Origin of the sequence: Neisseria sp. HMSC078H04 (assembly GCF_001838135.1) — a bacterium.
In the GTDB taxonomy this organism is placed as follows: Bacteria; Pseudomonadota; Gammaproteobacteria; order Burkholderiales; family Neisseriaceae; genus Neisseria.
The window spans coordinates 54556-80376 of the sequence record NZ_KV835851.1 but is presented as its reverse complement, the minus strand read 5'-3'; the positions used below and the strand labels follow the sequence as shown (position 1 = coordinate 80376).

Annotated in this window: 28 protein-coding genes; 16 read left to right on the top strand and 12 right to left on the bottom strand. The window is 52.1% G+C overall.

What is annotated here, in order from left to right; all coding sequences use genetic code 11:
- Positions 1-71: 71 nt before the first annotated feature.
- Positions 72-314, bottom strand: a complete 243-nt coding sequence (locus tag HMPREF2560_RS08690) for a hypothetical protein (RefSeq protein WP_070608453.1) — start codon at positions 312-314, stop codon at positions 72-74.
- Positions 315-392: 78 nt separating this feature from the next.
- Here HMPREF2560_RS08690 and HMPREF2560_RS08685 point away from each other — a divergent pair, with 78 nt between their 5' ends.
- Positions 393-986: a 5-formyltetrahydrofolate cyclo-ligase gene (locus HMPREF2560_RS08685; RefSeq protein ID WP_070608451.1), complete on the top strand. Its 594-nt coding sequence runs from the start codon at positions 393-395 to the stop codon at positions 984-986.
- Positions 987-1061: 75 nt separating this feature from the next.
- Here HMPREF2560_RS08685 and HMPREF2560_RS08680 read toward each other — a convergent pair whose 3' ends face one another.
- The 3 genes from HMPREF2560_RS08680 to amgK all read right to left on the bottom strand — a co-directional run bounded on the left by HMPREF2560_RS08680 (position 1062) and on the right by amgK (position 5629).
- On the bottom strand, positions 1062-2519 hold the full coding sequence (locus tag HMPREF2560_RS08680) for a KAP family P-loop NTPase fold protein (RefSeq protein WP_070608449.1): 1458 nt from the start codon (positions 2517-2519) through the stop codon (positions 1062-1064).
- A gap of 128 nt (positions 2520-2647) precedes the next feature.
- Positions 2648-4543, bottom strand: a complete 1896-nt coding sequence (gene mnmG, locus HMPREF2560_RS08675; protein WP_070608446.1) for a tRNA uridine-5-carboxymethylaminomethyl(34) synthesis enzyme MnmG — start codon at positions 4541-4543, stop codon at positions 2648-2650.
- Between the two features lie 81 nt (positions 4544-4624).
- Positions 4625-5629, bottom strand: a complete 1005-nt coding sequence (gene amgK / locus HMPREF2560_RS08670) for an N-acetylmuramate/N-acetylglucosamine kinase AmgK (protein ID WP_070608444.1) — start codon at positions 5627-5629, stop codon at positions 4625-4627.
- Positions 5630-5698: 69 nt separating this feature from the next.
- Between amgK and HMPREF2560_RS08665 the strand changes: the two genes are divergently transcribed.
- From HMPREF2560_RS08665 to HMPREF2560_RS08655, 3 genes are all read left to right on the top strand, one after another.
- Positions 5699-8098, top strand: coding sequence for an LPS-assembly protein LptD (locus HMPREF2560_RS08665; protein WP_349267261.1), 2400 nt, complete (start codon positions 5699-5701; stop codon positions 8096-8098).
- Complete coding sequence (locus tag HMPREF2560_RS08660; protein ID WP_070735021.1) at positions 8095-9084, top strand: peptidylprolyl isomerase; 990 nt, start codon at positions 8095-8097, stop codon at positions 9082-9084. The genes HMPREF2560_RS08665 and HMPREF2560_RS08660 overlap by 4 nt, the downstream gene beginning before the upstream one ends.
- Before the next feature lie 114 nt (positions 9085-9198).
- A complete protein-coding gene (locus HMPREF2560_RS08655; protein ID WP_070735019.1) occupies positions 9199-10008 on the top strand; it encodes an alpha/beta hydrolase in 810 nt (269 codons plus the stop codon).
- Between the two features lie 233 nt (positions 10009-10241).
- On the opposite strand, the gene HMPREF2560_RS08650 is transcribed toward HMPREF2560_RS08655, so the two are convergent.
- Positions 10242-10862: a DUF1269 domain-containing protein gene (locus tag HMPREF2560_RS08650; protein WP_070873823.1), complete on the bottom strand. Its 621-nt coding sequence runs from the start codon at positions 10860-10862 to the stop codon at positions 10242-10244.
- Between the two features lie 217 nt (positions 10863-11079).
- The gene (gene rsmI, locus HMPREF2560_RS08645) at positions 11080-11967 is read right to left on the bottom strand and encodes a 16S rRNA (cytidine(1402)-2'-O)-methyltransferase (protein ID WP_049336857.1); all 888 of its coding nucleotides are present in this window, start codon (positions 11965-11967) and stop codon (positions 11080-11082) included.
- 65 nt (positions 11968-12032) lie between these two features.
- Here rsmI and HMPREF2560_RS08640 point away from each other — a divergent pair, with 65 nt between their 5' ends.
- The 6 genes from HMPREF2560_RS08640 (at position 12033) to HMPREF2560_RS08615 (ending at position 15877) form a co-directional block, all read left to right on the top strand.
- On the top strand, positions 12033-12380 hold the full coding sequence (locus HMPREF2560_RS08640; RefSeq protein WP_049322470.1) for a YraN family protein: 348 nt from the start codon (positions 12033-12035) through the stop codon (positions 12378-12380).
- Between the two features lie 4 nt (positions 12381-12384).
- Positions 12385-12978 (top strand): phosphoheptose isomerase, encoded by a 594-nt coding sequence (locus HMPREF2560_RS08635; protein ID WP_003749391.1) that lies wholly within the window; start codon positions 12385-12387, stop codon positions 12976-12978.
- Positions 12979-13051: 73 nt separating this feature from the next.
- On the top strand, positions 13052-13663 hold the full coding sequence (locus HMPREF2560_RS08630) for a BON domain-containing protein (protein ID WP_070608435.1): 612 nt from the start codon (positions 13052-13054) through the stop codon (positions 13661-13663).
- Between the two features lie 66 nt (positions 13664-13729).
- Positions 13730-14335: a hypothetical protein gene (locus tag HMPREF2560_RS08625; RefSeq protein ID WP_070608433.1), complete on the top strand. Its 606-nt coding sequence runs from the start codon at positions 13730-13732 to the stop codon at positions 14333-14335.
- A gap of 63 nt (positions 14336-14398) precedes the next feature.
- The gene (map, locus tag HMPREF2560_RS08620) at positions 14399-15178 is read left to right on the top strand and encodes a type I methionyl aminopeptidase (protein ID WP_049336852.1); all 780 of its coding nucleotides are present in this window, start codon (positions 14399-14401) and stop codon (positions 15176-15178) included.
- Between the two features lie 405 nt (positions 15179-15583).
- Positions 15584-15877, top strand: coding sequence for a helix-turn-helix domain-containing protein (locus tag HMPREF2560_RS08615; protein ID WP_003684039.1), 294 nt, complete (start codon positions 15584-15586; stop codon positions 15875-15877).
- Positions 15878-15970: 93 nt separating this feature from the next.
- Here the strand turns inward: HMPREF2560_RS08615 and HMPREF2560_RS08610 are convergent, their stop codons facing one another.
- From HMPREF2560_RS08610 to HMPREF2560_RS08600, 3 genes are read right to left on the bottom strand one after another with little or no spacing between them, the layout of a single operon-like run.
- Entirely contained in the window at positions 15971-16921 is a 951-nt protein-coding gene (locus HMPREF2560_RS08610; RefSeq protein WP_070608431.1) for a YheT family hydrolase, read from the bottom strand.
- Positions 16922-16932: 11 nt separating this feature from the next.
- The gene (locus tag HMPREF2560_RS08605; protein ID WP_070608429.1) at positions 16933-17559 is read right to left on the bottom strand and encodes a phosphatase PAP2 family protein; all 627 of its coding nucleotides are present in this window, start codon (positions 17557-17559) and stop codon (positions 16933-16935) included.
- On the bottom strand, positions 17559-18359 hold the full coding sequence (locus tag HMPREF2560_RS08600) for a competence/damage-inducible protein A (protein ID WP_070608428.1): 801 nt from the start codon (positions 18357-18359) through the stop codon (positions 17559-17561). Before HMPREF2560_RS08600 ends, HMPREF2560_RS08605 begins: the two co-directional genes overlap by 1 nt.
- Positions 18360-18469: 110 nt before the next feature.
- On the opposite strand from HMPREF2560_RS08600, the gene argG reads away from it, so the two are divergent.
- From argG to HMPREF2560_RS08575, 5 genes are all read left to right on the top strand, one after another.
- Complete coding sequence (argG, locus tag HMPREF2560_RS08595) at positions 18470-19813, top strand: argininosuccinate synthase (protein WP_004520241.1); 1344 nt, start codon at positions 18470-18472, stop codon at positions 19811-19813.
- Between the two features lie 42 nt (positions 19814-19855).
- Entirely contained in the window at positions 19856-20071 is a 216-nt protein-coding gene (locus tag HMPREF2560_RS08590; protein ID WP_003749376.1) for a DUF4177 domain-containing protein, read from the top strand.
- A gap of 45 nt (positions 20072-20116) precedes the next feature.
- A complete protein-coding gene (locus HMPREF2560_RS08585) occupies positions 20117-20713 on the top strand; it encodes a DUF4240 domain-containing protein (protein ID WP_070873822.1) in 597 nt (198 codons plus the stop codon).
- Positions 20714-20891: 178 nt separating this feature from the next.
- Positions 20892-21341 (top strand): DUF3290 domain-containing protein, encoded by a 450-nt coding sequence (locus tag HMPREF2560_RS08580; RefSeq protein ID WP_049330865.1) that lies wholly within the window; start codon positions 20892-20894, stop codon positions 21339-21341.
- A 14-nt stretch (positions 21342-21355) separates the two neighbouring features.
- Positions 21356-21988, top strand: a complete 633-nt coding sequence (locus tag HMPREF2560_RS08575; protein ID WP_070873821.1) for a DUF421 domain-containing protein — start codon at positions 21356-21358, stop codon at positions 21986-21988.
- Positions 21989-22060: 72 nt separating this feature from the next.
- Here HMPREF2560_RS08575 and HMPREF2560_RS08570 read toward each other — a convergent pair whose 3' ends face one another.
- From HMPREF2560_RS08570 to HMPREF2560_RS08560, 3 genes are all read right to left on the bottom strand, one after another.
- The gene (locus HMPREF2560_RS08570) at positions 22061-22432 is read right to left on the bottom strand and encodes a DUF488 domain-containing protein (protein ID WP_070829725.1); all 372 of its coding nucleotides are present in this window, start codon (positions 22430-22432) and stop codon (positions 22061-22063) included.
- A 63-nt stretch (positions 22433-22495) separates the two neighbouring features.
- Positions 22496-23278: an indole-3-glycerol phosphate synthase TrpC gene (gene trpC / locus HMPREF2560_RS08565; RefSeq protein ID WP_070873820.1), complete on the bottom strand. Its 783-nt coding sequence runs from the start codon at positions 23276-23278 to the stop codon at positions 22496-22498.
- 143 nt (positions 23279-23421) lie between these two features.
- Positions 23422-24894 carry a malate:quinone oxidoreductase gene (locus HMPREF2560_RS08560; RefSeq protein WP_070829729.1) on the bottom strand — a complete coding sequence of 491 codons (1473 nt, stop codon included), beginning with the start codon at positions 24892-24894 and terminating at the stop codon, positions 23422-23424.
- A 431-nt stretch (positions 24895-25325) separates the two neighbouring features.
- Here HMPREF2560_RS08560 and HMPREF2560_RS08555 point away from each other — a divergent pair, with 431 nt between their 5' ends.
- On the top strand, positions 25326-25820 hold the full coding sequence (locus HMPREF2560_RS08555; RefSeq protein ID WP_070588206.1) for a hypothetical protein: 495 nt from the start codon (positions 25326-25328) through the stop codon (positions 25818-25820).
- The last annotated feature ends 1 nt before the right edge of the window (position 25821 follow it).

The following is a 25821-nucleotide window of genomic DNA, read 5'->3' as shown; positions in this document are numbered from 1 at the left end:
AAATAAAAGAGTGTTTCCGAAATGGAAAACTGACGGATTATAGCGGATAAGAGGCCGTCTGAAAAGGGATTTTATACCTTTCCGTCCTGTTTTTCATCCGTCTGTACCGCCTTTTGTCGGGCCGCCTCAAACTCCGCCTGCTCCTGCCGTTTCATCCGGCGGTTGCGGCGGCGGATGGTCACGACAAAGACCGTGAACACGGTGGGCAACACTGCCCAAAAAACCAAATAAATCAACGCGCGCGCAATACTCGGCTGCGCGGCGGAAAACATCACGGCAACAAAAAGATAGCCGATGGCGACAATGTGCCACATCGTGTGCGTCCTGTTTGAATGTTAACAAAATCGTTATAATCGCAACATTCTACCGCAATCCCGAAAGGCCGTCTGAAAATGAGGAATCCCGAAAAATCGGCACTACGCAAACAGTTCCGCCGCGCACGCGCCCAAATGAGCGCCGACGAGCGAAACGCCGCCACCGAAACCATCAGCCGCCTGCTCAAGCCCTACATCAAAAAAGGACGGAAAATCGGCGTGTATTGGCCGATGGACAAGGAATTGCGATTGGACGGCTTTGTCCGTGCCGCACAAAAACGCGGCGCAAAACTCTACCTACCCTATATCGAACCGAACACGCGGCGGATGTGGTTCACCCCCTACCCTGCCGACGGCGCCAAACAAGAACGCAAACGCGGCCGCGCCAAATTGAGCGTCCCCCAATTTACCGGCAAAAAAATCCGCGTCCACCAACTCAGCCTGCTGCTGGTCCCCATCGTCGGCATCGATAAACGCGGCTACCGCCTCGGACAAGCCGGCGGCTATTATGATGCCACCCTCTCCGCCATGAAATACCGCCTGCAAACCCAAACCCTGGGCGTAGGCTTCGGCTGCCAACTGACCGACACCCTGCCAACCGAACCCCATGATATCCCCCTAAACGGCTTTGTCTCCGAGCTTGGCGTATTGAAATTCAGACGGCCTCGATAGGACAATTATCGGTTTATTAAAATGCTAAAAGGCCGTCTGAAAACCTGGTTTTGGGGTTTCAGACGGCCTTTTATTTTATTGTGGCATTTTTTCAAAACTGAGGACTTGGAAAGTTTCTGTCAGGATTGATAAAACCCCATTTATTCCAGGAGGGAAAATATATGGATTTTTAAGAAAAGTTTCATTTATATGTTTGGTCCAATATTCTGTATGTTGATCTGTTACAAATTTAAAACTTGTATCTTTAATATCATTAAACGTAATCAGCATCACAGCAATAACATCTGTAAAATTAATATTAGAACTATTTAATGGGACGCCAGGTAAAGACTGAAGATTAAACAATCGAGCAAGATCTTTGGTATCAACGCGATGTTTATTAAAACCATCCATTAATTCTGGATAGAAACAGAAGATAAATACACCTGTAACGCGTAGCACGACATATTCCCACCTAGTAGTACCGCTTAGATTTTGACTTAAAGAATGATATATCTCTAAAAATCGGACTAATCGTTCTGTTTCTCTAAGCGATAAATCGTTCCGTTCTATCAAATCACTGATGAGTTTTATGGTTATCTCTTGTCCAATTAAACCTTTTAAATTGCCATCCCGTATCAATTGTTTGAAATATTCCACTGAAACTAAAGCCTGTACCATCTCAAACGGAGCCACAATCTTACCCGGCAAGGCAAAGCTGTACTTCAAAAACTTATCTAAATATTTCTGCGCATCCACCTCTGCGCCGTACCGATGATTAATCGCCGCGCGCAGTTGCTTGGTATTCGTAACCAGCACGACTTTGACGTTTTCAATATCAAAGACATGCTTGATAACTTCCAGCATATCAACCGCATAATCGGGACGGCAACGATCGAGTTCATCGATAAACAGGATAATCGGTTTGTCCGCTGCCAATTCTTTCAGGCAGGCTTTGAGCGTTTCCAGATTTTTTTCTGCTTCGATTTGCTCTTTCAATAGAGCTTCGACGGTTGCATCAATAGTTGCATCAATGGAATGACTGGCAAGTGTGGTGGCAACACCAGCTACAGTTGCCGCAGCATTTTTTGCTTCTTGCCCATCATTTGTAATTTGGCTCACTCCCTCCTCTAAATCTTCCCATTTTTGCTTTAGGACATGACCAACCGCTGCTTTAGCAACGGTTTTCATCGCGAATCCTACTGCTCTTGCGACTTTCCTCGTAATATTTTTGCGTTTTTCAGACGGCTGTCCATCGGTATCTTCAGGCGTACAGGTTTTGATGATTTCAGCAAGCAATGCCAGCAGAGGCTCTCCGCTATGGTCTGAACGGAAGGCGTCGATATAAACAGGCTGGTAATCGGGATGTTGCTGCTGCATGAGCCGAATCAGCTTTTGGCAAAATTCGGTTTTGCCCGTTCCCCAGCCACCATCAATGACCATAGGAGAAAGGTCGATGGGCGATGTCAGCAACTTGATGATGTTTTCGGCTATCGGCTTACGGTTAAATTCGTCGTGTGTAGCAAAAGTTTTTTCTAAAGCTTGAGTTTCCATATTATCCCTTTGTCTGTCATAGGTTTTGTGTAACGTATTTTACTCTGTCATCAGTTTTTATGTTTTTGTTCTTTTAAATTCAAAAAGGCCGTCTGAAACTTTCAGACGGCCTTTATTCAAATTAAACCTTACTTGGCATCTTTAAACCCACGTTTCAGATGCACCATCAGCAATGCGACGGCGGCAGGTGTTACGCCGGAAATGCGGCTGGCTTGGCCGACGGTTTCGGGTTTGTGCTGGTTGAGCTTTTGCTGCACTTCTGCTGACAAACCTTTGACTTTGCTGTAATCGATATCCTCGGGCAGCTTTAAGGTTTCGATGTCGCGGCGGCTGTCGATTTCTTCGTTTTGGCGGTCGATATAGCCTTGATATTTGACTTGGATTTCGACTTGTTCAATCACGCTGTCGGCAAGTGCGGTTTCAGGTTGTGCGTCGGGCAGGGTCATCAGCGCGGCGTAGTCGAGGTTCGGGCGGCGCAGGAGGTCGTGCAGGTTGGCTTCGCGGCTGAGTTTTTGGCCGAATACGCGCAGCTGCTCTTCTTCAGCGAGTTTTTGCGGCGTGTACCACGTTGTTTTCAAACGTTGGATTTCGCGCTCGATGGCTTCGCGTTTTTCGTTGAACATGCGCCATTGCTCTTCACCCACCAAGCCGATTTTGTAGCCGTCTTCGGTCAGGCGCATATCGGCGTTGTCTTCCCTGAGTTGCAGGCGGTATTCGGCGCGGCTGGTGAACATGCGGTAGGGCTCGTTCACGCCTTTGGTGATGAGGTCGTCCACCAATACGCCGAGATAGGCTTGTTCGCGGCGCAACAGGAGCGGGTCTTGTTCGCGGATGTATTGCACAGCGTTCGCGCCTGCGAGCAGGCCTTGCGCGGCGGCTTCTTCGTAGCCGGTGGTGCCGTTGATTTGTCCGGCAAAGAAGAGGCCTTGGATGGTTTTGGTTTCGAGGCTGGCTTTAAGGTTGCGCGGATCGAAATAGTCGTATTCGATGGCGTAGCCGGGGCGCAGGATATGGGCGTTTTCAAGGCCTTTCATGCTGCGAACGAGCGCGATTTGGATGTCGAACGGCAGGCTGGTGGAGATACCGTTAGGATAGTATTCGTGCGTGGTCAGGCCTTCGGGTTCGAGGAAAATCTGGTGGCTGTCTTTGTCGGCGAAGCGGTTGATTTTGTCTTCGATAGACGGGCAATAACGCGGACCCACGCCTTCGATTTTGCCGGTAAACATCGGGCTGCGGTTGAAGCCTGAGCGGATGATGTCGTGGGTTTGCGTGTTGGTATGCGTAATCCAGCAAGACACTTGGCGCGGGTGCATATCGGCGCTGCCGCGTACGGACATTACGGGAACGGGCGTGTCGCCGGGCTGTTCGGTCAGTTGGGAGAAATCAATCGTGCGTCCGTCGATACGCGGCGGCGTGCCGGTTTTCAGACGGCCTTGAGGCAGGTTCAATTCGCGCAAACGGCCGCCGAGCGATTTGGCGGCTGGGTCGCCGGCACGGCCGCCTTCGTAGTTTTCCAAACCGATATGGATTTTGCCGGACAAAAACGTGCCTGCGGTCAACACGACGGCGCGTGCTTTAAACTCCACGCCCATCGCAGTAACCACGCCGCTGATGCGTTCGCCGTCGAGTGTGACGTCTTCAACGGCTTGTTGGAAAAGGTCGAGGTTTTCTTGGTTTTCCAACATTTCGCGGATGGCGGCTTTATATAGGATACGGTCTGCCTGCGCACGCGTAGCTCGCACTGCCGCGCCTTTGCTGGCGTTCAAGCGGCGGAACTGGATACCGGATTTGTCGGTGGCCAACGCCATCGCGCCGCCCAATGCGTCGAGTTCGCGCACGAGGTGACCTTTGCCGATGCCGCCGATGGAAGGGTTGCACGACATTTGGCCGAGGGTTTCGATGTTGTGTGAGAGCAGCAGGGTTTGCGCACCCATACGTGCGGCGGCAAGCGCGGCTTCGGTACCGGCATGGCCGCCACCGACGACAATCACGTCGTAGGTTTTGGGGTAAATCATGTAAGTCATGTTGTGTGTTCTGTAAAGGTTTCAGACGGCCTTTTGTTGATCAGGCCGTCTGAAAAGTGGAATCAAATCTTAAAACCAAGCTTAGAAGGTATAGCCTGTTTCCAATTCGTCATCGCCGACCAATTCGACCAGCAATGCATACAGCGGCGCCAAATCGTTGTAACGGCGGGATACGCGGCGCAAGTAGTTCAAGAAGCGCGGAATTTCAGGGCGGTATTTGTCTTTGCCGTCGCGGTAGTACAGACGGGCAAAAATACCGGCCACTTTCAAATGGCGTTGTACGCCCATCCATTCAAACCAGCGGTAGAACTCGTCAAACTCGGCAGGCACTGGTAGCTCGGCAGCGCGTGCTTTTTCCCAGTAACGGATGACCAAGTCCAATACAAATTCTTCTTCCCATTCGATAAATGCATCGCGCAGCAGCGATACCAAATCATAGGAAATCGGGCCGTAAAGCGCGTCTTGGAAGTCCAACACACCCGGGCGGCCTTTTGCCAGCATCAGATTGCGGACGATAAAGTCGCGGTGAACGTAAACTTTAGGTTGTGCCAACAGGGGAGGCAGCAAAGTATCGACGGTTTGTTGCCACAACTGGCGTTGTTTGAAGGTCAACTCGCGGCCCAATTCTTTGGCCACAAACCATTCGGGGAACAAGTTAATCTCGCGCAGCATGACTTCGCGGTCGTATTCCGGCAGTTTGCCGGGTTGGCTGGCTTTTTGCAGTTCGATCAGTTCGTCGATGGCTTCGAGCAGCAGGGCTTTGTGGGCGGTTTCGCTGTTTTCCTGATTCATCGCGGTCAGGAATGTGGTATTGCCCAAATCGTTCAGCACCATAAAGCCCAACGCTTCATCCACATGAAGCACTTGCGGCACATTGACCATGTTAAACAGTTTTTGCACTTTCAAATACGGCGCAATACTCATCTTCTCAGGAGGCGCGTCCATACAGATAACGGTCTGGCCGTCTGAAAACGTCGCACGGAAATAACGGCGGAAGTCGGCATCGGCTGCCGCAAAGCTCAATTCGAACGGCTGGTTTGGGTAAACAGACTCCAGCCAGTTTTGTAATTCGGTTTGTCGTTGCATAGCGGTATCGCAGAATTTCAGGTTACAATAACCGCTATTCTAACTGGCAAACCGATTTAAGGGGCGATTTTGGCTCGTTTATTTTCACTCAAACCCTTGGTACTCGCCTTAATTATGGGCTTTGGCGCAACAGCCGTGCGCGCGGAAGATGCTTCTGTTCCGCAGGCGGAAGACTATACCCCTGCCCACACCGCTGCGTCCAAACCGGCAAAAACCAGCCAAAGTGAAGCCGATCCGCTTTCCTTAGGCAGCACTTGCCTGTTTTGCGACCACGAAGATGCCAAGCCTGCCGAAACCGCCGAAATCAAACGCAGCGGCGAGCCTGCCCTGCCTGCCGATTACACCCGCGTCAACGCCGATAAAATAGAAGGTCAGACCCAAGTCGGCGTCCGTGCCGAAGGCGATGTCATTGTCGAGCGCAATGCCGATGTTCTCAACGCCGATTGGGCGCAATACGACCAAGCCACCGATACCGTGACCGCCGGCGACCGCTTTACCCTGTATCAAAACGGTTCGACCGTATCAGGCGACCAATTGGTTTACAACCTCAAAGACCAGACCGGTTCCGGCACCGCCGTGCGCCTCAATACCGAACAAGGCGGCCGCCGCCTTCAAAGTGTCAGCGAAAAAGCCGAACTCAAAGGCAAAGGCCTCTACAAGCTCATCAATACCAAATTCAACACCTGTTCGCCCGGCGATGCCAGCTGGTATATCCAAGCGCAAAGCATCGAAGCCGATGAATCGACAGGCATCGGCGTGGCCAAACACGCTTCGCTGGTATTCGGCGGCGTCCCCGTCCTCTACACGCCTTGGGCGGACTTTCCCATCAACGGCAACCGCAAAAGCGGCCTGCTCGTTCCGACCATTGCCACAGGTTCAGACGGCCTTGAGCTGAGCCTGCCCTACTACTTCAACCTTGCCCCAAATTTGGATGCCACCATCCGCCCGGGCATTATCAGTAAACGCGGCGTGCAATTGGGTGGCCAAGTCCGTTATCTGCAACCGAATTACAGCGGCGAAGTCGATGGCGACTGGATGCCCAACGACCAAAAAAGCGTCCACAACAACCGCTACCAGTTCAAATGGAAACACCAGCAGCAGCTGAACAGCAAAATCAGCGGCGGCATCAACTACAACCAAGTTTCCGACGACGATTACTACCGCGACTTCTACGGCCGCGAAGACATCGCGCGCAACGTCAACCTTGACCGTCAGGCATGGCTTAATTACAGCGACAAACTGTTGGGCGGCAGCTTCGACGGCTCGTTGCGCGTACAAAAATACCAAACGCTTGCCAACCAAGACGGTTATAAAGACGAGCCTTATGCCATCATGCCCCGCCTGACCGGTCGTTGGCAAAGCCATCTCGGCAAAGCGCAACTCAACGTGTTCGGCCAATTTACCCGCTTTGACCACGACACCAAGCAAGACGGTAGCCGCGTGGTACTCTACCCGAGCATCAAATGGGACTTCCACAACCAATGGGGCTACATTCGACCTAAAGTCGGCGTGCATGCCACTTATTACAGCCTCAACAGCTTCAACGGCCAAAGCAGCCGCAATGTCAGCCGCGTCCTGCCGATTATCAACGTCGACAGCGGCCTGACTTTCGAGCGCAGGGCCCGGCTCTTCGGCGGGGAATACCTGCAAACGCTTGAACCGCGCCTGTTTTACAACTACATTCCGACCAAGTCCCAAAACGACCTGCCTAATTTCGACAGCTCCGAAAACAGCTTTACCTATTCGCAGCTGTTCCGCGAAAACCTGTATTCGGGCAACGACCGCATCAATTCGGCCAACAGCCTGACGCTAGCCACACAAAGCCGCATCCTCAACCCCAATACCGGTACGGAACTCTTCCGTGCAGGTATTGGCCAGAAGTTTTACTTCAAAAACGACAACGTCCTGCCTGACGGCAGCGTCAGCCGTTATCCGCGCAGCCAGTCCGACTGGGTAGCCTTTGCACATGGCAACATTACCCCGAGCATCCGCATCGACTTGGACATCCACTACAACCAAAACCAAAGCCGTGCCGAAAGCTACGCTGCAGGGATTGCCTACAACCCCGAACCCGGCAAAGTCTTAAGCGCGCGCTACAAATACGGACGCAACGAGCGCATCTATCTGCAAGCCAACGGCGACTATTTCTACGACAGGCTCAGCCAAATCGACCTTGCCGCCCAATGGCCGTTGAGTAAAAACCTGTACGCTGTCGCCCGTTACAACTATGAAATCGAAGCCAAAAAACCGCTGGAAATGCTCATCGGTGCAGAATACAAAAGCAACTGTGGCTGCTGGAGCGCAAGCTTGGTCGGCCAACGCTATGTTACCGGCGAAAACAGCCACAAAAACGCCGTATTCTTCAACCTCCAACTCAAAGACTTGAGCAATATCGGCAACAACCCATTCGAAAAACTCCGCTTAGCCATTCCCGGTTACAGCAAAACCAACGAGGTAGTCAAACAATGAACTTCAAACCCCTGATTCTCGTCGCCGCACTCACTCTCGCAGTAGGCGCACACGCCGCCCCTAAAGCCAAAGCAGGCAAAGCGCGCGTAGCCAAAGCAGCTGCCGTCAGCGCCACCACCATGCCTGCCGTACAAAGCGGCGTACATCTTTCAGACGGCATTGCCGCGATTGTCGACAACGAAGTCATTACCCACCGCCAAGTAGAACAAGCCGTGGCACAAGCGCGTCAAACCATGCCGAAAGGTACACAAATGGACGCCAACGAGCTGCGCCAACAGGTTTTGGCACAAATGATCAACCAATCCCTGATCCTCCAAGCCGGCAAACGCCGCAACATCCAAGCGACCGATAGCGAAATCGAAGCCGTTATCGCGCACAACCCCAACATCAAAAATCCGTCTGCCGCCGTCCGTCAAGACATCGCCGACAGCATTATTGTTGAAAAAGTGCGCCAACAAGCCATCATGCAAAACAGCCGCGTCAGCGACTCCGAAGTGGCACGTTACATCGAGCAGGCCAAACAACAAGGCGTGACCCTGCCTGAAGCAGACCCTGTGCGCCAATACCATGCCCAACACATCCTCATTAAAGCCGACAACGACAATGCCGCCGTCGGCGCAGAAAGTACCATCCGCAAAATCTACTCACAAGCCCGCAGCGGCGCAGATTTCGGCGGTTTGGCACGCCAATACTCGCAAGACAGCAGCGCCGGCAATGGCGGCGATTTGGGCTGGTTTGCCGACGGCATGATGGTTGCCCCGTTTGAAGAAGCCGTCCACAAACTCAAACCCGGCCAAATCAGCGCCCCTGTCCGCACCCAATTCGGCTGGCACATCATCAAGCTGAACGACGTCCGCGAAGCAGGTACGCCTGAAGAGCGTCAACAAAACGCCGTCCGCCAATACCTGTCCCAACAAAAAGCGCAACAGGCGACCACCAACCTCCTGCGCGAACTGCACAGCAGCTCCTATGTTGACGTACGCTAATCGCGCGTATTGTTAAAAAGGCAGAAATCCGTACAATAAGGCCGTCTGAAAACCATTGTTCAGACGGCCTTTTCCCCTTTTACTTAAACAACCCATTGACTAAAGCACCCCATCATGCCCATCCGCCCCAACTGGCAAGCCGCCACCCTGCTGCAAGCCGAAGAAACTTCCATTACCTCCGCACACACCGGCCGCACCTACCGCATTCAAGCCGCGACACTCGGCGAACGTCCGGCAGGAGGCTATCCCGTACTGTATATTCTTGACGGGGATGCCTTTTTCCCTGCCATCCTCAATATGGCGCAATCCCTGCTCATCAACCCCATTACCAAAAGCCATGCCGCCTGTCTGATTGTCGGCATCGGCTACACCGGCGGCACCATTCGCGACTTAAGCCAACGCGCCCTCGACTACACGCCGCCGCTGCCCGACAACGCGCCCGAATCCGAACGCAAACAATACGGCCAAGCCGACCGCTTCAGCCGCTTTCTCGATGACGAACTCTCCGCCCTGCTCGACAGCAAATACCGCATCGATACCCAAAACCAAGCCGTCTTCGGCCACTCATTCGGCGCCTTGTACGGTCTCTATTCCCTGTTCATCCGCCCCGAACGATTCCGCCATTATTTGCTGGTGTCACCGTCTATCTGGTGGCAAGACCGCCGCGTCCTCGATTGGCTGCCCGACACTTTGCCACAAGGAATCGGCATCCGCCTTGGCGCAGGCGAACATGAAGGCAGAAACAACCGCCCCGACCAAACCAGCAGCGGCATGGTTGCACAAGCCAAAATCCTTGCCGGCACTTTGCACCACCTCGGCGCAGATGTCCGCTTCACCCTCTACCCCAACGCCAATCACGGCAACGCCCCGTTTTACGCCCTGACCGACTGCATCGAATATTTGCGCAGCGCATGGCAGCGTTGAAGCAGGTTTGCCAAACATCGCGGCCGTCTGAAACGCAAACTTAGAAGCGTATTGAACCTATTGGATCAATCTAAAATCCAATTATAAAAAGGCCGAGACCTTTGCAAAGGTCTCGGGGCATGAAAAAGGGAGAGGCTACCTGAAAAATAGATTTTCAGGTAGCCTCAAACTGGTTTGGCATGCATCCGAAACGGAAAATTTGAGCGGTTACATACCTTGGGTTGGTGGCAGTGTTATTTCAACTTGGCTGCCAATTTGTCGAATTTTTGTTTGATGTCGGCCTTGAAGGCTTCCACTTTCTCTTTGCGCTCGGCTTTGCGCTGTTTTTTCCAAGCTTCGTGTGCCTGACGTGCCACTTCTTCCTGCGCTTCTATTGCAGCCAATACGTCCTGTTGGGCAACGGCTGCATCTTGCCGGAGAATAACGGTTTTGAAACGGTGGAAGAAGGCATCCAATACAGCTTCGTCGGATTCTTGCGCCAAAATAATGATTGCAGTACTGCCGTTATCCAGTTTTTTGGCTGTAATTTCCAGCAACAACTCCTCTCCCAATGTTTGGGCAGTGCCTGCATCACTGCCGATGAGTGCGCCAGTAGCTCCACCCAACAGAACACCGATAGGACCGCCGAGAATGCCGACCAGTGAACCAATGAGGCCGCCCGTCCATGCGCCTTCGACCGTATTGGCGGTAAAGTCGGTGCTTTCTGCTGGGATAATCAGACCATTTTCCTTTTTAATCAAAACGGCTTGTGCCACCAAAGCATCTATTGTCTGCGAGTAAGCTTTCAATTCAGAAAAGGCTTGATAAGCTTCGCTGGAGATGTTGAATAAGGCAACGATGATGTTTTGTTTCATAAGTCTACTCCCGTAGGTTGAAAGATTTAAGAACATACAAGTTGTATGCGGTGTCAGTGTAAATTGCAAGGGGGGGGGGAGCAATGCGGCAAACAAAACTTTACCTATGTAAAGCCTGTAGAACCGGCAAACGGATAACGAACAATACCCAGCCTTGCCTGTAGGAAATCGTCGCATCGTTCACACCACAGGTTGAGAGAAATAAGCCTGCAAGACCTCAAGCGTCGTCTGAAATCCGTTTCCACTCCAACGCTAAATCGTACAAGGCTTTTTTGCTTTCGCCGGTAATCTTGGCGGCAAGCTCGGCGGCCTGTTTGGTCGGCAACTCGGCCGCAAGGATTTTCATCGTGTTTTGCGCCGCCTCGGGCAAATCGCTGTGTTTCTCTTTCACCGCAGGGTGCAACACCAGCACCATCTCGCCACGTGTTTGGTTGCTGTCGTTTTTAAGGGCGGCTTGGATTTCGGCAACCGTGCCGCTGAGGAAGGTTTCAAACGTTTTGGTGATTTCGCGCGCCAAAGTCAAACGGCGTTCGGGGAACTGCGCGGCCATATCCGCAAGGCTTGCCTCGATGCGGTGCGGCGTTTCAAACATCACAATCGGAAAATCGGCTTCCGCCCATTTGGCCAGCAGCTTTTGGCGTTCGCCAGCCTTAGGCGGCAAGAAACCATTGAAGTAAAAATCGGATTCCGTCACACCGGCCACGCTCAATGCCCCCATGACCGCGCTTGCGCCGACCACAGGCACCACTTTAAATCCGGCTTCGCGCACGCGGGCAGCAAGTTTTGCACCCGGATCGCAAACCGCAGGCGTACCCGCATCCGAAACTTGGGCAACGCTCAGGCCGTCTGAAAGATAGGCGATGATTTTGTCGGCCATTTGCTGCTCGTTGTGTTCGCGCACGCTCACGAGTTTGCCCTGAATGCCGTACGCACTCAAAAGCTGGGCGGTAACACGGGTGTCCTCGGCGCAGATAATATCGGCCTTTTGCAGCACGGCCAGTGCGCGCAACGTTATGTCGGCTAAATTGCCGATGGGTGTGGCGACAACGTATAATGTCTGTTTTTCGATGCTGTCGACGGCTTTTTGCAGGTGTTTTGTGTACATAGATTCAAGGCCGTCTGAAACGGCGTCTCTTTAAAAACAATGATTATATAACGGGTAAACTTTTCATGCGCTTAAACCACAAACAGGGAGCGGCGGCCGAAGATGCGGCGCTGGCATTCCTGCTGGGCAAAGGCTGCTCTCTGCTGGCGCGGAACTGGCATTGCGCCTACGGCGAAATCGATTTAATCGTCAAAAACGGCGGTACGATTGTGTTTGTTGAAGTAAAATACCGCAAAAACCGAGGTTTCGGTGGTGCCGCATACAGCATCTCGCCGTCCAAATTATTGAAATTGCAACGAAGTGTAGAGTATTATCTGCAAAAGCACGGGTTAAACCATGCGCCCTGCCGCCTGGACGCGGTACTGATCGAGGGCGACGGTCCGCCCGAATGGATTCAAAATATTACAGGTTAACCTCATGACAACATTACAAGAACGCGTTTCCGCACATTTTGCCGAGAGCATCCGCGCCAAGCAGGAAGCTGAAAAAGTACTGGTCGAGCCGACCGCACAGGCCGCCGAGCTGATGCTGCAATGCCTGATGAACGACGGCAAAATCCTGGCCTGCGGCAACGGCGGTTCGGCTGCCGACGCGCAACACTTCGCCGCCGAAATGACCGGCCGTTTTGAAAAAGAGCGCATGGAATTGGCCGCGGTCGCGCTGACGACGGACACTTCCGCCCTGACCGCCATCGGCAACGACTATGGTTTCGACCACGTATTCAGCAAACAAGTGCGCGCGCTCGGACGTGCCGGCGACGTATTGGTCGGCATCTCCACCTCCGGCAATTCCGCCAACGTCATCGAAGCCATCAAAGCGGCACACGAACGCGATATGCACGTCATCGCCATGACCGGCCGCGACGGCGGCAAAATCGCCGCCATGCTCAAAGATACCGACGTTTTGCTCAACGTCCCTTATCCGCGTACTGCCCGCATTCAGGAAAACCATATTCTGCTGATTCACGCCATGTGCGACTGCATCGACTCCGTCCTGCTTGAAGGCATGTAACCCTTTCTTTTCAGACGGCCCATCCCTTAAAGGCCGTCTGAACACCCAACCGTCCATACCCAAGGAAAAGGATATGAAGAATATCAAACGCTACGCCCTCCCCGTTCTGACTGCGACCCTTTTGAGCCTGAGTCTGAGCGGCTGCGTCGGCGCACTGATCGGCGGTGCAGCCGTCGGCACCAAATCCGCCGTCGACCGCCGCACCACCGGCGCGCAAACCGACGACAACGTTATGGCCTTGCGCGTCGAAACCACTGCACGCTCCTACCTGCGCCAGAACAACCAAGTCGAAGGCTACAAGCCCAAACTGAACGTTGTCAGCTACAACCGCCACCTGCTCCTGCTCGGCCAAGTGGCTACCGAAGGCGAAAAACAATTTGTTGAACGCATCGCCCGTTCCGAACAAGCCGCAGAAGGCGTGTACAACTACATCACCGTTGCCTCACAAGCGCGTTCGCTCGGCGATGTGACCAACGATACTTGGGGTACATCCAAAGTCCGCGCCACCCTGTTGGGCCTCAGCCCGGCCACCCAGGCACGCGTCAAAATCGTGACTTACGGCAACGTGACCTATGTGATGGGCATCCTCACGCCTGACGAGCAAGCCCGCGTGACCCAAAAAGTCAGCACGACCGTCGGCGTACAAAAAGTCGTGACCCTCTATCAAAACTACGTTGCCAACTGATTCACAGGCAACCCAGGCCGTCTGAATATTCAGACGGCCATTCCTCCAACGATTACCTGCCACATCATGTCCAAGAATAATAAAACCCCTTTCCAACTTAAGCCCAAACACCTAATCCGCGCTTTATTCCTTGTCAGCTTTATCGCCGTTGCCGCCCTTGTTGCCGGCGTATTCAGCACCCTAAACTCCGGTAAAACCGACGTACCCGAAAAAAGCCCTGCCGAACAAACCGACACACGCATTGAAGTTTGGCGCCCCAACGGCGCAATCGAACCTGAAACCGTTCAGCCTGCCAAAGACGGCGACGCAAAAACCGCCTCCGGAAACCCTGTCGTCCCACAGGACGAAAAAAGCGAAAAAGCGGAAGAAGGTGCAAAAAACGACCGCCCCACTACACACCGCAGCAAACGCACAGAAAACAAACGCGCTGAAGCCGACAAATCAGAAAAAACACAATCCGACAACAGCAGCCCTGCCGCTCAAAACACACCTCAAGCAGACAGCCAGCCGGTAGCAAACAAAGCCGCAGACAGCAAACCGGCCGCACAAGCAGCAGAAAACAAACCGGCAAAAGCCAAAGCCCCCGAGTCCAAACCGACTCCGAAAGCCGAGCCTGAAGCCAAATCACAAGCCAAACCGCGCAATAAAGACAATCTCGACAACCTGTTTTAAACAGACGGCACACCCGTCACGTTCAGACGGCCTCCATGCCGTCTGAAACAAGAAGGAAACCTCATGGACAAAGTCATCATCAAAACCCCCGAAGAAATCGAAAAAATGCGCGAACTCGGCCGCTTGGTCGCCGAAGCCCTCGATTACATCGGCCAATTTGTCAAACCCGGCGTAACCACCAACGAAATCGACAAACTCGTTTACGACTACCACGTCAACGTTCAAGGCGGTTATCCGGCCCCCCTCAACTACGGCAACCCGCCCTACCCGAAATCCTGCTGCACCTCCGTCAACCACGTCATCTGCCACGGCATTCCCGATGACAAGCCGCTGAAAGAAGGCGACATCGTCAACATCGACCTGACCATTAAAAAAGACGGCTTCCACGGCGATTCCAGCCGTATGTTTACCGTCGGCAAAGTCTCCCCGATTGCCCAACGCCTGATCGACGTGACCCACGCCTCCATGATGGCAGGTATTGAGGCGGTCAAACCCGGCGCCACCCTCGGCGATGTTGGCTATGCCTGCCAACAGGTTGCCGAAAATGCCGGCTACTCCGTAGTACAGGAATTCTGCGGACACGGCATCGGCCGCGGTTTCCACGAAGCGCCGCAAGTGGTCCACTACGGCCGCAAAGGTCAGGGCCTCGTCCTCAAACCGGGCATGATTTTTACCATCGAGCCGATGATCAACCAAGGCAAACGCCATCTGCGCATCCTGAACGACGGTTGGACAGTGGTCACCAAAGACCGCTCACTCTCCGCCCAGTGGGAACACGAAGTTTTGGTTACCGAAACCGGCTACGAAATCCTCACCATCAGCCCAGCCAGCGGTAAGCCTTAACCTTGAAAAAACCTTCAGGCCGTCTGAAAACATAGATTCAGACGGCCTGAAATTTATTCGCATTCTCAACCTATAAAACCGAATAAAAACTCGAAATTAAGTTTTTACCCAAATTGAATTGTTTAATTATGTAAAAATTTGCTTACGCCATATTTAAGATAAACGCATAATTTAATGATTTATATAATGAAAATTTACCGAAATAATGAATTAAGAAATATTTACACAAATTATGGCAGACAGCGGAAAACTTCTTTCGAATATACTGTCTAATTATCTAGATCAGTCATTTGCAATACGCCCACATATCACCCCAAAAGCCTACAGGAAAAGGGATGCCGGCATTCTTGCAGACCCATTTTTATGCCTAGAGGCATGCAACAAATACCACAATAAGGAAGATTCATGAAATCGTTCGAAAAAATTGAAAACATCCGCGATATCCGTAAAAAACTCGGCCTGAACCAAATGGACTTCTGGAGCCGCATTGGTGTGACTCAATCCGGTGGTTCCCGTTACGAATCCGGCCGCAATATGCCTAAACCTGTACGCGAATTGCTGCGTTTGGTACACATCGAGCGCGTAGATTTGGCTAAAGTCAACCGTGACGACTTGGCCGTTGCGTCCCTGCTGAAAAACCGCGACCCTGAGTTGTACGCTTCTCTGAAAAAAGAAGCCAAAGCCGACAAAGGCAAATAATCAAGCTATTCAAAAGGCCGTCTGAAACTCTTTTCAGACGGCCTTTTTCCTTTCTACACCCTAAGGGCATGTCGCATACATGCCCTTTTCTATTTACGGCTGATACTGTTTGAAATAGTCCAACACGGTTTGCGGCAGCCATTGCAGATTCAGACAGCCTTGATCGCGGCTGACAAAGCCGACATGACCGCCGTATGCCGGTTGCAGCAGCGTAACGGCCGAGGACACGTCCCGCCCGGTCGGCAGGGCTTCCGGCGGCAGGAAAGGGTCGTTGACGGCATTAAGCAACAGCAACGGCGTATCCACGCCTTTCAGGAATGGTTTGCAGGAATTGCGGCGATAGTAATCATGACGGTCGGCAAAACCGTGTAGCGGCGCGGTAAAGCGGTCGTCAAAGTCGCCAAGCGTTTTGCAGTTTTGCTGGCTTAAGGCCGTCTGAAACCGGGGAATCGCTCGGGCTTTCGGCAACAGCGAGTTTAAAAAATAGCGCGTGTAAATCAGTCGCGTCATGCCATGATCGAAACGCGTACCTGCCGCCACGGCATCAACCGGCGCGGAAACGACGGCAGAAGCACGCGGAACGGCATTGCTGCCCTGCTCGCCCAAATATTTGGCCAGGGCATTACCCCCCAAAGAAACGCCGACGGCGTAGATGGTTGAATAGCGTTGTGCCAGCGTGTTGAGCATATAAGCGATTTCGGGCGTATCGCCGAGATGGTAGAACACGGGCGCGGTGTTTTCTATGCCGCCGCAACTGCGGAAATGGGCAACCACGCCGTTCCAACCGCGCTGCTGTACGGCTTTCATCAATTCGACCGCGTAATGGCTCTCGCTGCTACCTTCCAGTCCGTGGAACAAAACCACCAACGGCGCATCGGGATCGGCGCTGTCGACAAAATCGTAGGCAACTTGGGTTTTGCCGGTACTGTCGGGCAAAAGCTCGCGGCGGTAGTCGGGCTCTTTGCCTTGCAGCAACTTGGCAAACAGAGTGTCGGCATGGCCGTTTCTGAGCCAATAAGGCGTGTTAGGTGAACGTGTATTCATAATTATTTCTTCTATTTTTCAGACGGCCTGAAGATGAGCATATACACCAGCAAGGCAGTCAGCGTGCCGTTTGTCCAGCCTGCCCAAACGTCGGTGGGATAATGCACGCCCAAATAAATGCGTGAGAACCCGGTCAACAGGGCAAAGGAAATACCGCCTATCCAAGCGGCGCGGCGATAGCGCGTGCGGCGGCAAAGCAATATCAGCATGACGGCAATGGCGGCGGAAAACGTACTGTGGCCGCTGGGGAAGGAAAAATTGCTCTCTTCAATCAGGCGCTGCCAAAGCAGCGGACGTTCGCGTGCAAACCATACTTTCACAATCAGCATGTTCACAGTCGGCACCAATGCCGCCAACACGCAAAACAGTGCTTCACGCTTCTTATTGGTGAAATATAGGGCGGCAGCAACCGCGCCGATCAGCGGCACGGCAATCGCGGTTTTACCCAGATAGTGCAACACGGTGGCAATCGGGTCAAACCATGTTCCCGCGTGGGCATGGACAGCGTGCATCAGCGGCGGCTCAAAAGCAAAGCCGCCATATTGCGCCAGCCAAATACCAATGATGAGGGTCGGCGGTAAAAACAGCAAAGAGGCAAAAATCAGTGCGCGTCTGGATTGGGCTGGGGATAAGTGCATTATTCCACCGTTTCTTTCAAAGTCGCGCCAATCGCCTGCAAACCCTGCAACGCATCTTCCCACGCAGCATCCAGCAAGCGGCAGGCCTCGCCTTCCGCCTTAATGCCGAACTCGATATGCGGCGGAATATAACGACCGTCTGGATCGGTACGGCCCACGGTGGGCAGGCTGTACGAACGGATACCGACGTAGGTACGCTCAAGATGTTCCATAATCGGCGTAATGCGCGATTCGGGTTGGTCGAACACATACACGCTGCGGCTGCCGCGTTCGGTTTGGTTGAAGCGGTCGGCGTAATAAGTTTCCAATACCCATTCGGCCATCGGGTGCGCCATCACGGGGAAGCCGGGGAAGAAATAATGCTCGCGGATGGAAAATCCGGCGATGTTGTTAAACGGATTGGGCACCAATTCCGCGCCTTCGGGAAAATCCGCCATTTTCAGGCGTTGGGCGTGTTCCGGCGAATCAAGCGGCTCGCCGCGTTTCCGGGTCACGCCTTCGATAAACTTGGCGGCTTCAGGATGACGGACGACAGGCAAATCCAAAGCAGCAGCGGCGGCTTGGCGCGTATGGTCGTCAGGTGTAGAGCCGATACCGCCGGTAACGAAAGTCGGCAGGCCGTCTGAAAAACTGCGGCGCAGCTGTTTGACCAGCAATTCGGGTTCGTCGGGCAGATATTGCACCTGATTGAGCTTCAGCCCGTGCGATTCCAATAAAGATTTGAAAAAGGCGAAATGCTTGTCTTGGCGGCTGCCGTGTAAGATTTCGTCGCCGATGATAATGAGGTTAAAAGCGTTCATGATGAGGTTTCTTTAATACGGCCCTCCGAACATTCAGACGGCCTAATTGCTGACAATGTATTCCATTTATAAGATAATGGTTTCAACTTTTCAAGTCTGGAGAAATTCCCATGAGCCAAAACCATACCATTTTACAAAATCTCCCCGTCGGCCAAAAAGTCGGCATCGCCTTCTCCGGCGGCCTTGATACCTCCGCCGCGCTGCTGTGGATGAAACTCAAAGGTGCGCTGCCTTACGCCTACACTGCCAACCTTGGCCAGCCCGACGAAGACGACTACAACGCCATTCCTAAAAAAGCGATGGAATACGGTGCAGAAAACGCCCGCTTAATCGACTGCCGCGCACAATTGGCACATGAAGGCATCGCCGCCATCCAATGCGGCGCGTTCCACGTTTCCACCGGCGGCATCGCCTACTTCAACACCACGCCTTTGGGCCGCGCCGTTACCGGCACCATGCTCGTTTCCGCCATGAAAGAAGACGATGTGAATATCTGGGGCGACGGCAGCACCTACAAAGGCAACGACATCGAGCGTTTCTACCGCTACGGCCTCTTGACCAATCCCGCGCTGAAAATCTACAAACCTTGGCTCGACCAACAATTTATCGACGAACTTGGCGGCCGCCACGAAATGAGCGAATTTCTGATTGCCAACGGCTTCAACTACAAAATGTCGGTGGAGAAAGCCTACTCCACCGACTCCAATATGCTCGGCGCGACGCACGAAGCCAAAGACTTGGAATTTCTCAACAGCGGCATCAAAATCGTTAAGCCTATCATGGGCGTTGCCTTCTGGGACGAAAACGTCGAAGTCAAACCCGAAGAAGTCAGCGTGCGCTTTGAAGAAGGCGTGCCGGTTGCATTAAACGGCAAAGAATACGCCGATCCTGTCGAACTCTTCCTCGAAGCCAACCGCATCGGCGGCCGTCACGGCTTGGGCATGAGCGACCAAATCGAAAACCGCATCATCGAAGCCAAATCGCGCGGCATCTACGAAGCCCCGGGCATGGCATTGTTCCACATCGCCTACGAACGCTTGGTTACCGGCATCCACAACGAAGACACCATCGAACAATACCGCATCAACGGCCTGCGCCTCGGCCGCCTGCTCTACCAAGGCCGCTGGTTTGACAGCCAAGCCCTCATGTTGCGCGAAACCGCCCAACGCTGGGTTGCCAAAGCCATCACCGGCGAAGTCACCCTCGAGCTGCGCCGCGGCAACGACTACTCGATTCTGAACACCGAATCGCCTAACCTGACCTACCAACCCGAACGCCTGAGCATGGAAAAAGTCGAAGACGCAGCGTTCACACCGCTCGACCGCATCGGCCAACTGACCATGCGCAACCTCGACATCACCGACACCCGCGCCAAACTGGGTATTTACTCGCAAAGTGGTTTGTTGGCATTGGGCGAAGGCTCCGTATTACCGCAGTTGAATAATAAGGAGTAGAATCAGGGGGCTTTAAAGCCCCCTTGTTTTCAAAGGAATAAAATGAAAGAATATAAAGCCGTCATTTATCAAGAGAACCTGCTGTCCAGTTTGGTTTTCGGCAGCGCCAAAATCAATCCGGTCAAATTCAGCGATTTCCTCAACAGCCACGCTTCGCAAGGCTGGAAGGTCGTTACCATGGAAAAAGACCAGCGCCGCATGCTGCTGTTTTTCGTGCGTGAAGCCTACGTCGTCATTTTGGAAAAAGAACGTGTTTAAACTCGGCGTCTATGCCTGTCTCGGATTATTCGAAAGATTGGAGCCATGACAATCAACGATTTTTGGAACATCATTGATCAAGCACGTCCTGAATCTCGCAATATTGGGGAATTCAACCAAAACTTGAATCGGTTATTGGAATCTTTACCAGATGAGGATTTATTATATTTCGATTATTTCTTTAAGATGTACGAATGCACAATTATTGCCAGTCCCAATAGATTAATTTGGTCTGCGCTATCTTTGGTATACGGTGGTAAGCATAAATACAATACTTATGGCTTCGCAGCTTGGCTGATTTTGCAAGGTAAAAGCCACTATCTTGCTGTTTTACATGATGCCGATCGGCTGGCTGATACTGAAGCTACTCAAAACTATTGCAGTGGTAGTTTGAAGGGGCATGAGCATGAGTTTCCTGAACAACGTTACTTGGCAGGCAGAATATACAGCAAGAGAAACCGCATTGGTATTCGCGCATTCGAAAAAACTACCAAAGAATTCGCTCCAAAAGCCAACACAGAGTGGCAAAAAATCGAACAGCAAGAATTAAACTCTCCCACCTTTCAGTCCAATAGAAATTGGACACTGGAAGACCTTGCTGTGATACTACCCAATACCTATCAAAAATATATATGTGTATGAATGTACAATTAAATACATATCCGAAAAGAAAATGAAAGACGACGGATTTATCAACTGATACCGCTTTAAAAACACCCTATTTTGAAAACTTAACGCAACATCCTTGTTTAATAGACAAGGTCGTCTGAAATTTAAGTTTCAGACGACCTTATTACCCTTCCCAAATTTATCAAATACCATGAAATTCTTTTCTCACTTTTATCTTGAAAACCATATGTATTTCAACGACTACTTGAAATACGTCCTGATTTTCGCCGCCCTCGTCATCCTCCTGCTCGCCGTATCGCAATACCTGCGCCACCGCATGGACACCAAATACCGCGACCTGAGCATTATTGCGCTGTTGTTGCTCATCCTCATCTGCGGCACGCAATATCTTTCATACAGCGAGCGTCAAAACTTTGCCGCCGATACTTCGCGCATGGTGGGTTTTCTCAATGCCTTGATTGAAAACCAAAAAGTTGAAAAACAAGACATCATCGTCAACAGCACGCGCCTGTTCAACGGCATGATTATCGGCATCAAAAACCAATACTACGAAGTCCATTTCAATCAAGACTTCTCCGCCTACACGCTGACACCCATCAATTTGGTCAACAACAATATCGAACTCATCGATAAAGAATAACAGGATACACACACATGGAAGCATACTCCCTGCTCGCCCTCAAACTACTGATGGGTATTTTAGGTTTGATTTTGCAAATCAACCTCTTAGGTAAAGGCAACCTCGCGCCGACCTCCGCCATGGACCAAGTGCAAAACTATGTACTCGGCGGCATCATCGGCGGCGTGATTTACAGCGACAGCGTCGGCCTGCTGCAATTTTTCCTCGTGCTGATTTTGTGGACGCTGTTGGTCTTGAGCCTGAAATTCATCAAAAACCACAACCGCTGGGTCAAATCCATCATTGACGGCAAATCCGTCTGGGTCATCGTCAACGGCAAAATCCAAACCGATGAATGCATGAAAAACGGCATCAGCGCACACGACCTCATGTTCAAACTCCGCGCCGCCGGCATCTACGAAATCTCTGCCGTCAAACGCGCCGTGATGGAACAAAACGGCCAGCTCACCGTCATCCAGTACGGCGACGAGAGCCTGCGCTATCCGCTGATTACAGACGGCCAAGTCGACCCCGACATCCTCGAAATCATTAAGCGTGACGAAGAATGGCTGAAACAAGAACTCGACCGCCTCCACCTTGAAGCCTCACAAGTCTATATCGGCGAATACATAGACGGAAAATTGGTGGCACACCGTTATCCTTCTTGATTTGAAAATAGCAGGCCGTCTGAAACCTTGTTTTCAGACGGCCTTTTTGTATTCAGCCCAAACACTGATTTTTTAATCGCGATATTCAAACGTTGTGCCCAAAAATTGAGCCAGTGCGGAGACGTGGGAATGTCGGGGGTCTTTGACGGCGGTCAGCAATAAAATATTGCCGTGCTGTTTTTCCAAATCCAGCAGCTGCTTGATGGCGGCTTGCTCCGTATCGCCATGCAGCTCTTCATGATAACGGCTGACAAAACCGTCGAAATTTTGAGTCGGATTTTCGTGATACCAGCGGCGCAGGTTTGCACTGGGCGTAATGTCTTTCAGCCAAAGCGCCGTAGCGAAAACTTCTTTATGGACGCCGCGCGGATAGAGGCGGTCGATAAAGACGGCGGTTTGTTTAGAATCGGGTTGATAGGCGTAAATGCGCTGTACGGTAAACATTTTTTCTCGTCTCCAATGGATTCAGGCCGTCTGAAAATTCAGACGGCCTGATGTTTTTTAGGTTTAGAACAGTTTTTTGACTTCGGCTTCAATATCTTCGGCTCGCATAAAGGTTTCGCCGATCAGGAAAGTATGCACGCCGTGGCCGCGCATGAAATCGACGTCTTCTTTGTTGCGGATGCCGCTTTCGGTGACAACGGTTTTGCCGTTTAATTCGGGCAAGAGGTCGAGGGTTTGTTGCAGGGTCACTTCAAACGTACGCAGGTCGCGGTTGTTGACGCCCCACAACGGCGTGGTCATGTTGCGGCATTTTTCCAGCTCGGACGCATCGTGCAACTCCAACAATACAGTCATGCCCAATTCGTGGGCGACGGCTTCAAAACGCTCAAGCTGCTCGGCTTCCAATGCGGCGGCAATCAGAAGAACCGCATCCGCACCCCACGTGCGCGCCTGATAGATTTGGTATTCGTCGATGATAAAGTCTTTACGCAAGACCGGCAGCGCCACGGCCGCACGCGCCTGTTTCAAATACTCGGGCGAGCCTTGGAAATAAGGTTCGTCCGTCAACACGGACAAACAGGCCGCGCCGGCTTTTTCATAGGCAACGGCAATTTCGGCAGGATGAAAATCAGGACGGATCAGGCCTTTGCTCGGGCTGGCTTTTTTGACTTCGGCAATAATGGCGGGCAGGTTTTGTGCGTGTTTTGCACGGATCGAGCCGATAAAGCTGCGAACCGGCGCAGCAACCTGCGCTTGGGCTTTGATGTCTTCCAAGGAAACGGCGGCTTTTTGGGCGGCCACTTCTTCTGCTTTGGTGGCAAGGATTTTGTTGAGAATATCGGTCATGGCGTTTTTCTATTGGGGCTGATTTTCGGGTTTGAGTCGTGCAACATGCTGCCGCAGATTAGATTTCAGACGGCCTGAATGTCGCTATTTTAATGGTTTGAAAAAAGGCGGGCAAGAATGCCCGCCTTTGCGTCTGCTTCAATTTAGTGATGAATGCCCAAAACGGACGCGTTGTGGCTGATGATTTCGTCCGCCAAAGACGGATTGTCGTTCAGCTTGATACCGTAGCCGGGCACCAATTCTTTCAGACGGCCTGACCATGATTCGGCATGATCTGGGAAGCATTGGTTGATCAGCTTAATCATCAAAGGTACGGCGGTTGATGCACCTGGGGACGCGCCCAGCAATGCGGCCAGCGAGCCGTCGGCATGGGCGACGATTTCGGTACCAAATTGGAGTATGCCGCCTTTTTTCGGGTCTTTTTTGATGATTTGCACACGCTGACCGGCGGTAATCAGTTCCCAGTCGTCAGGATTGGCTTCCGGATAATACTCTAAGAGCGAAGTGAAGCGTTCTTCTTTGGTTTTACGCAATTCGCCCAAGAGGTATTTGGTCAGCGGCATATTAGCCCAACCGGCGCGGAGCATAGGATAGAGGTTGTCCATTTGGATGGACATCGGCAGATCCATGAGCGAGCCTTGTTTGAGGAAGTTGGGGCGGAAGCCTGCATACGGGCCGAACATCAAATGGCGTTGGCCGTCCACGTTGCGGGTATCCAAATGCGGAACGGACATAGGGGGCGCGCCGACGGAGGCTTGGCCGTACACTTTGGCGTTGTGTTGCGCGGCCGTTTCGGGATTGCTGTTGCGGAAGAAGAGGCCGGAAACCGGAAAGCCGCCGTAGCCTTTGCCTTCGGGGATACCGGATTTTTGCAGCAGGGTCAGTGCGCCGCCGCCTGCGCCGAGGAAGACGAAACGGGTGCGGAGTGTCAACGGGTCGTCATCCTCTTTGGTGCTGCTGGTTTTCAGCACCCATGCGCCGTCCGATTCGCGGTTGAGGTCGTCGACATGGCGGTTGAATTTGATTTTTACGCCTTTGTCGCTCAAGTATTTGACCATCTGGCGGGTCAGGCTGCCGAAATCGACGTCTGTGCCTTCGGCGGAGTAGTTGGCGGCAATGGATTGGTTTTCATCACGGCCGTTGACAACCAGCGGCGCCCATTCGGCAATTTTGGCGCGGTCGGTAGAAAACTCCATTTTTTCAAAGAGTTTTTGGTTTTTGAACACGTCGAAACGTTTTTGCAGATAACTGCAATGGTCGGCGTTCATCACCAGCGACATATGGGGGACGGAATTGATGAAAGTGCGGTCGGTCAGTTTGCCTTCTTCGACCAAAGTCGCCCAAAATTGGCGGCTGATATGGAATTGTTCGGCAATATTGAGGGCGCGGGTCGGATCGATCGTGCCGTCGGCAGTCAGGGGCGCATAGTTCAATTCACACAGCGCAGAGTGTCCCGTACCGGCATTGTTCCATGCATTTGATGATTCCAACGCTACATCTTCCAAGCGTTCGATCAGGGTGATTTCCCAAGATGGTTCGAGTTCTTTGAGCAATACGCCCAAAGTGGCGCTCATAATGCCGCCGCCTACTAATACGACATCGGTTGCTTCAGCCATGGTTTTACTCCTACTAAAGTCAGGCATGGTTTGCCTTGTGGTTATCTATCATTATAAACAACTGATTTCATAGGAATTATTTTGTATTTTTGTTGTGTGTGAAACTTTTTTGCCTGCTGAGTTTCCGAGCGTAAATGGCGGAAGGCAGTTTCGGTTTGGGTTCCAGATTTCAGGTCTTTATAATATGTTATTGAGAATTTAGTAGATTTTACGGAGAAATGCAAAGATTTTCTGTTCGGTTCATATAAAAATAAGAGATTAGGCTGTCTGAAAACGTTTTTTTAACCTTTATCCGCCAACGTTTGCCAAGAAAAAAGAATTTTTCATTTCTTTTTTAATTGACCGTTTTTGTCAGCAATTTCAGCGCTAACAAACGTGAATCAACCGCCAATCTGCTATCATTTCAACTTATTTTCCCAAGGCAAACCGCCATGTATCTGACACAAGAAAAGCCCTACCGCCCCCTATTGGTCGCACTGATGTTCCTCACCCTGCCACTGGCGATGATATTGCACAATATCGTGCAAATCGCCTTTTCAGACGGCCAAGGCCTGCTGATAACGGTCAAAGACGGCACATGGGCATGGCAAAGCGGTTGGCAGGATTCCGTCGCATGGTTCGTCTGCGGCATGTTTGCCTTCCTCAACCTGCCGATTGCCGGCGGGCTGACCAAACTGGCGTATAAAAAAATGATGCGCCGGCATTCGCGTTACGCCATCTTCCTTGCCGGGGTCGCAGCGTGTGCCTCGGCGGCGGCAGGATTAATTTTTGAAGCCATCTTAGGCAATGCCGCATTGGCCGGTATGCGCGGACAAGGCGTGTTCTACTACACCCTCTCCGTGTGGATCATCGCCATGCTGACCCTGCCCAAACAGCTTACGCGCGCGCCGGAGCAGCCCATCGTCTTTCACAAAATGAAACGTTGAT

Bases quoted from the DNA above. Each gene is read 5' to 3' on its own strand.
- HMPREF2560_RS08680 (WP_070608449.1), bottom strand. From the start codon at position 2,519: ATGGAAACTCAAGCTTTAGAAAAAACTTTTGCTACACACGACGAATTT.
- rsmI (WP_049336857.1), bottom strand. From the start codon at position 11,967: ATGTACACAAAACACCTGCAAAAAGCCGTCGACAGCATCGAAAAACAG.
- HMPREF2560_RS08630 (WP_070608435.1), top strand. From the start codon at position 13,052: ATGAAGAATATCAAACGCTACGCCCTCCCCGTTCTGACTGCGACCCTT.
- HMPREF2560_RS08610 (WP_070608431.1), bottom strand. From the start codon at position 16,921: ATGAATACACGTTCACCTAACACGCCTTATTGGCTCAGAAACGGCCAT.
- trpC (WP_070873820.1), bottom strand. From the start codon at position 23,278: ATGACCGATATTCTCAACAAAATCCTTGCCACCAAAGCAGAAGAAGTG.
- HMPREF2560_RS08575 (WP_070873821.1), top strand. From the start codon at position 21,356: ATGGAAGCATACTCCCTGCTCGCCCTCAAACTACTGATGGGTATTTTA.
- argG (WP_004520241.1), top strand. From the start codon at position 18,470: ATGAGCCAAAACCATACCATTTTACAAAATCTCCCCGTCGGCCAAAAA.
- HMPREF2560_RS08690 (WP_070608453.1), bottom strand. From the start codon at position 314: ATGTGGCACATTGTCGCCATCGGCTATCTTTTTGTTGCCGTGATGTTT.
- amgK (WP_070608444.1), bottom strand. From the start codon at position 5,629: ATGCAACGACAAACCGAATTACAAAACTGGCTGGAGTCTGTTTACCCA.
- HMPREF2560_RS08580 (WP_049330865.1), top strand. From the start codon at position 20,892: ATGAAATTCTTTTCTCACTTTTATCTTGAAAACCATATGTATTTCAAC.
- HMPREF2560_RS08625 (WP_070608433.1), top strand. From the start codon at position 13,730: ATGTCCAAGAATAATAAAACCCCTTTCCAACTTAAGCCCAAACACCTA.
- HMPREF2560_RS08555 (WP_070588206.1), top strand. From the start codon at position 25,326: ATGTATCTGACACAAGAAAAGCCCTACCGCCCCCTATTGGTCGCACTG.
- HMPREF2560_RS08635 (WP_003749391.1), top strand. From the start codon at position 12,385: ATGACAACATTACAAGAACGCGTTTCCGCACATTTTGCCGAGAGCATC.
- HMPREF2560_RS08590 (WP_003749376.1), top strand. From the start codon at position 19,856: ATGAAAGAATATAAAGCCGTCATTTATCAAGAGAACCTGCTGTCCAGT.
- HMPREF2560_RS08560 (WP_070829729.1), bottom strand. From the start codon at position 24,894: ATGGCTGAAGCAACCGATGTCGTATTAGTAGGCGGCGGCATTATGAGC.
- mnmG (WP_070608446.1), bottom strand. From the start codon at position 4,543: ATGACTTACATGATTTACCCCAAAACCTACGACGTGATTGTCGTCGGT.
- HMPREF2560_RS08655 (WP_070735019.1), top strand. From the start codon at position 9,199: ATGCCCATCCGCCCCAACTGGCAAGCCGCCACCCTGCTGCAAGCCGAA.
- HMPREF2560_RS08605 (WP_070608429.1), bottom strand. From the start codon at position 17,559: ATGCACTTATCCCCAGCCCAATCCAGACGCGCACTGATTTTTGCCTCT.
- HMPREF2560_RS08585 (WP_070873822.1), top strand. From the start codon at position 20,117: ATGACAATCAACGATTTTTGGAACATCATTGATCAAGCACGTCCTGAA.
- HMPREF2560_RS08600 (WP_070608428.1), bottom strand. From the start codon at position 18,359: ATGAACGCTTTTAACCTCATTATCATCGGCGACGAAATCTTACACGGC.
- HMPREF2560_RS08640 (WP_049322470.1), top strand. From the start codon at position 12,033: ATGCGCTTAAACCACAAACAGGGAGCGGCGGCCGAAGATGCGGCGCTG.
- HMPREF2560_RS08615 (WP_003684039.1), top strand. From the start codon at position 15,584: ATGAAATCGTTCGAAAAAATTGAAAACATCCGCGATATCCGTAAAAAA.
- map (WP_049336852.1), top strand. From the start codon at position 14,399: ATGGACAAAGTCATCATCAAAACCCCCGAAGAAATCGAAAAAATGCGC.
- HMPREF2560_RS08685 (WP_070608451.1), top strand. From the start codon at position 393: ATGAGGAATCCCGAAAAATCGGCACTACGCAAACAGTTCCGCCGCGCA.
- HMPREF2560_RS08650 (WP_070873823.1), bottom strand. From the start codon at position 10,862: ATGAAACAAAACATCATCGTTGCCTTATTCAACATCTCCAGCGAAGCT.
- HMPREF2560_RS08660 (WP_070735021.1), top strand. From the start codon at position 8,095: ATGAACTTCAAACCCCTGATTCTCGTCGCCGCACTCACTCTCGCAGTA.
- HMPREF2560_RS08570 (WP_070829725.1), bottom strand. From the start codon at position 22,432: ATGTTTACCGTACAGCGCATTTACGCCTATCAACCCGATTCTAAACAA.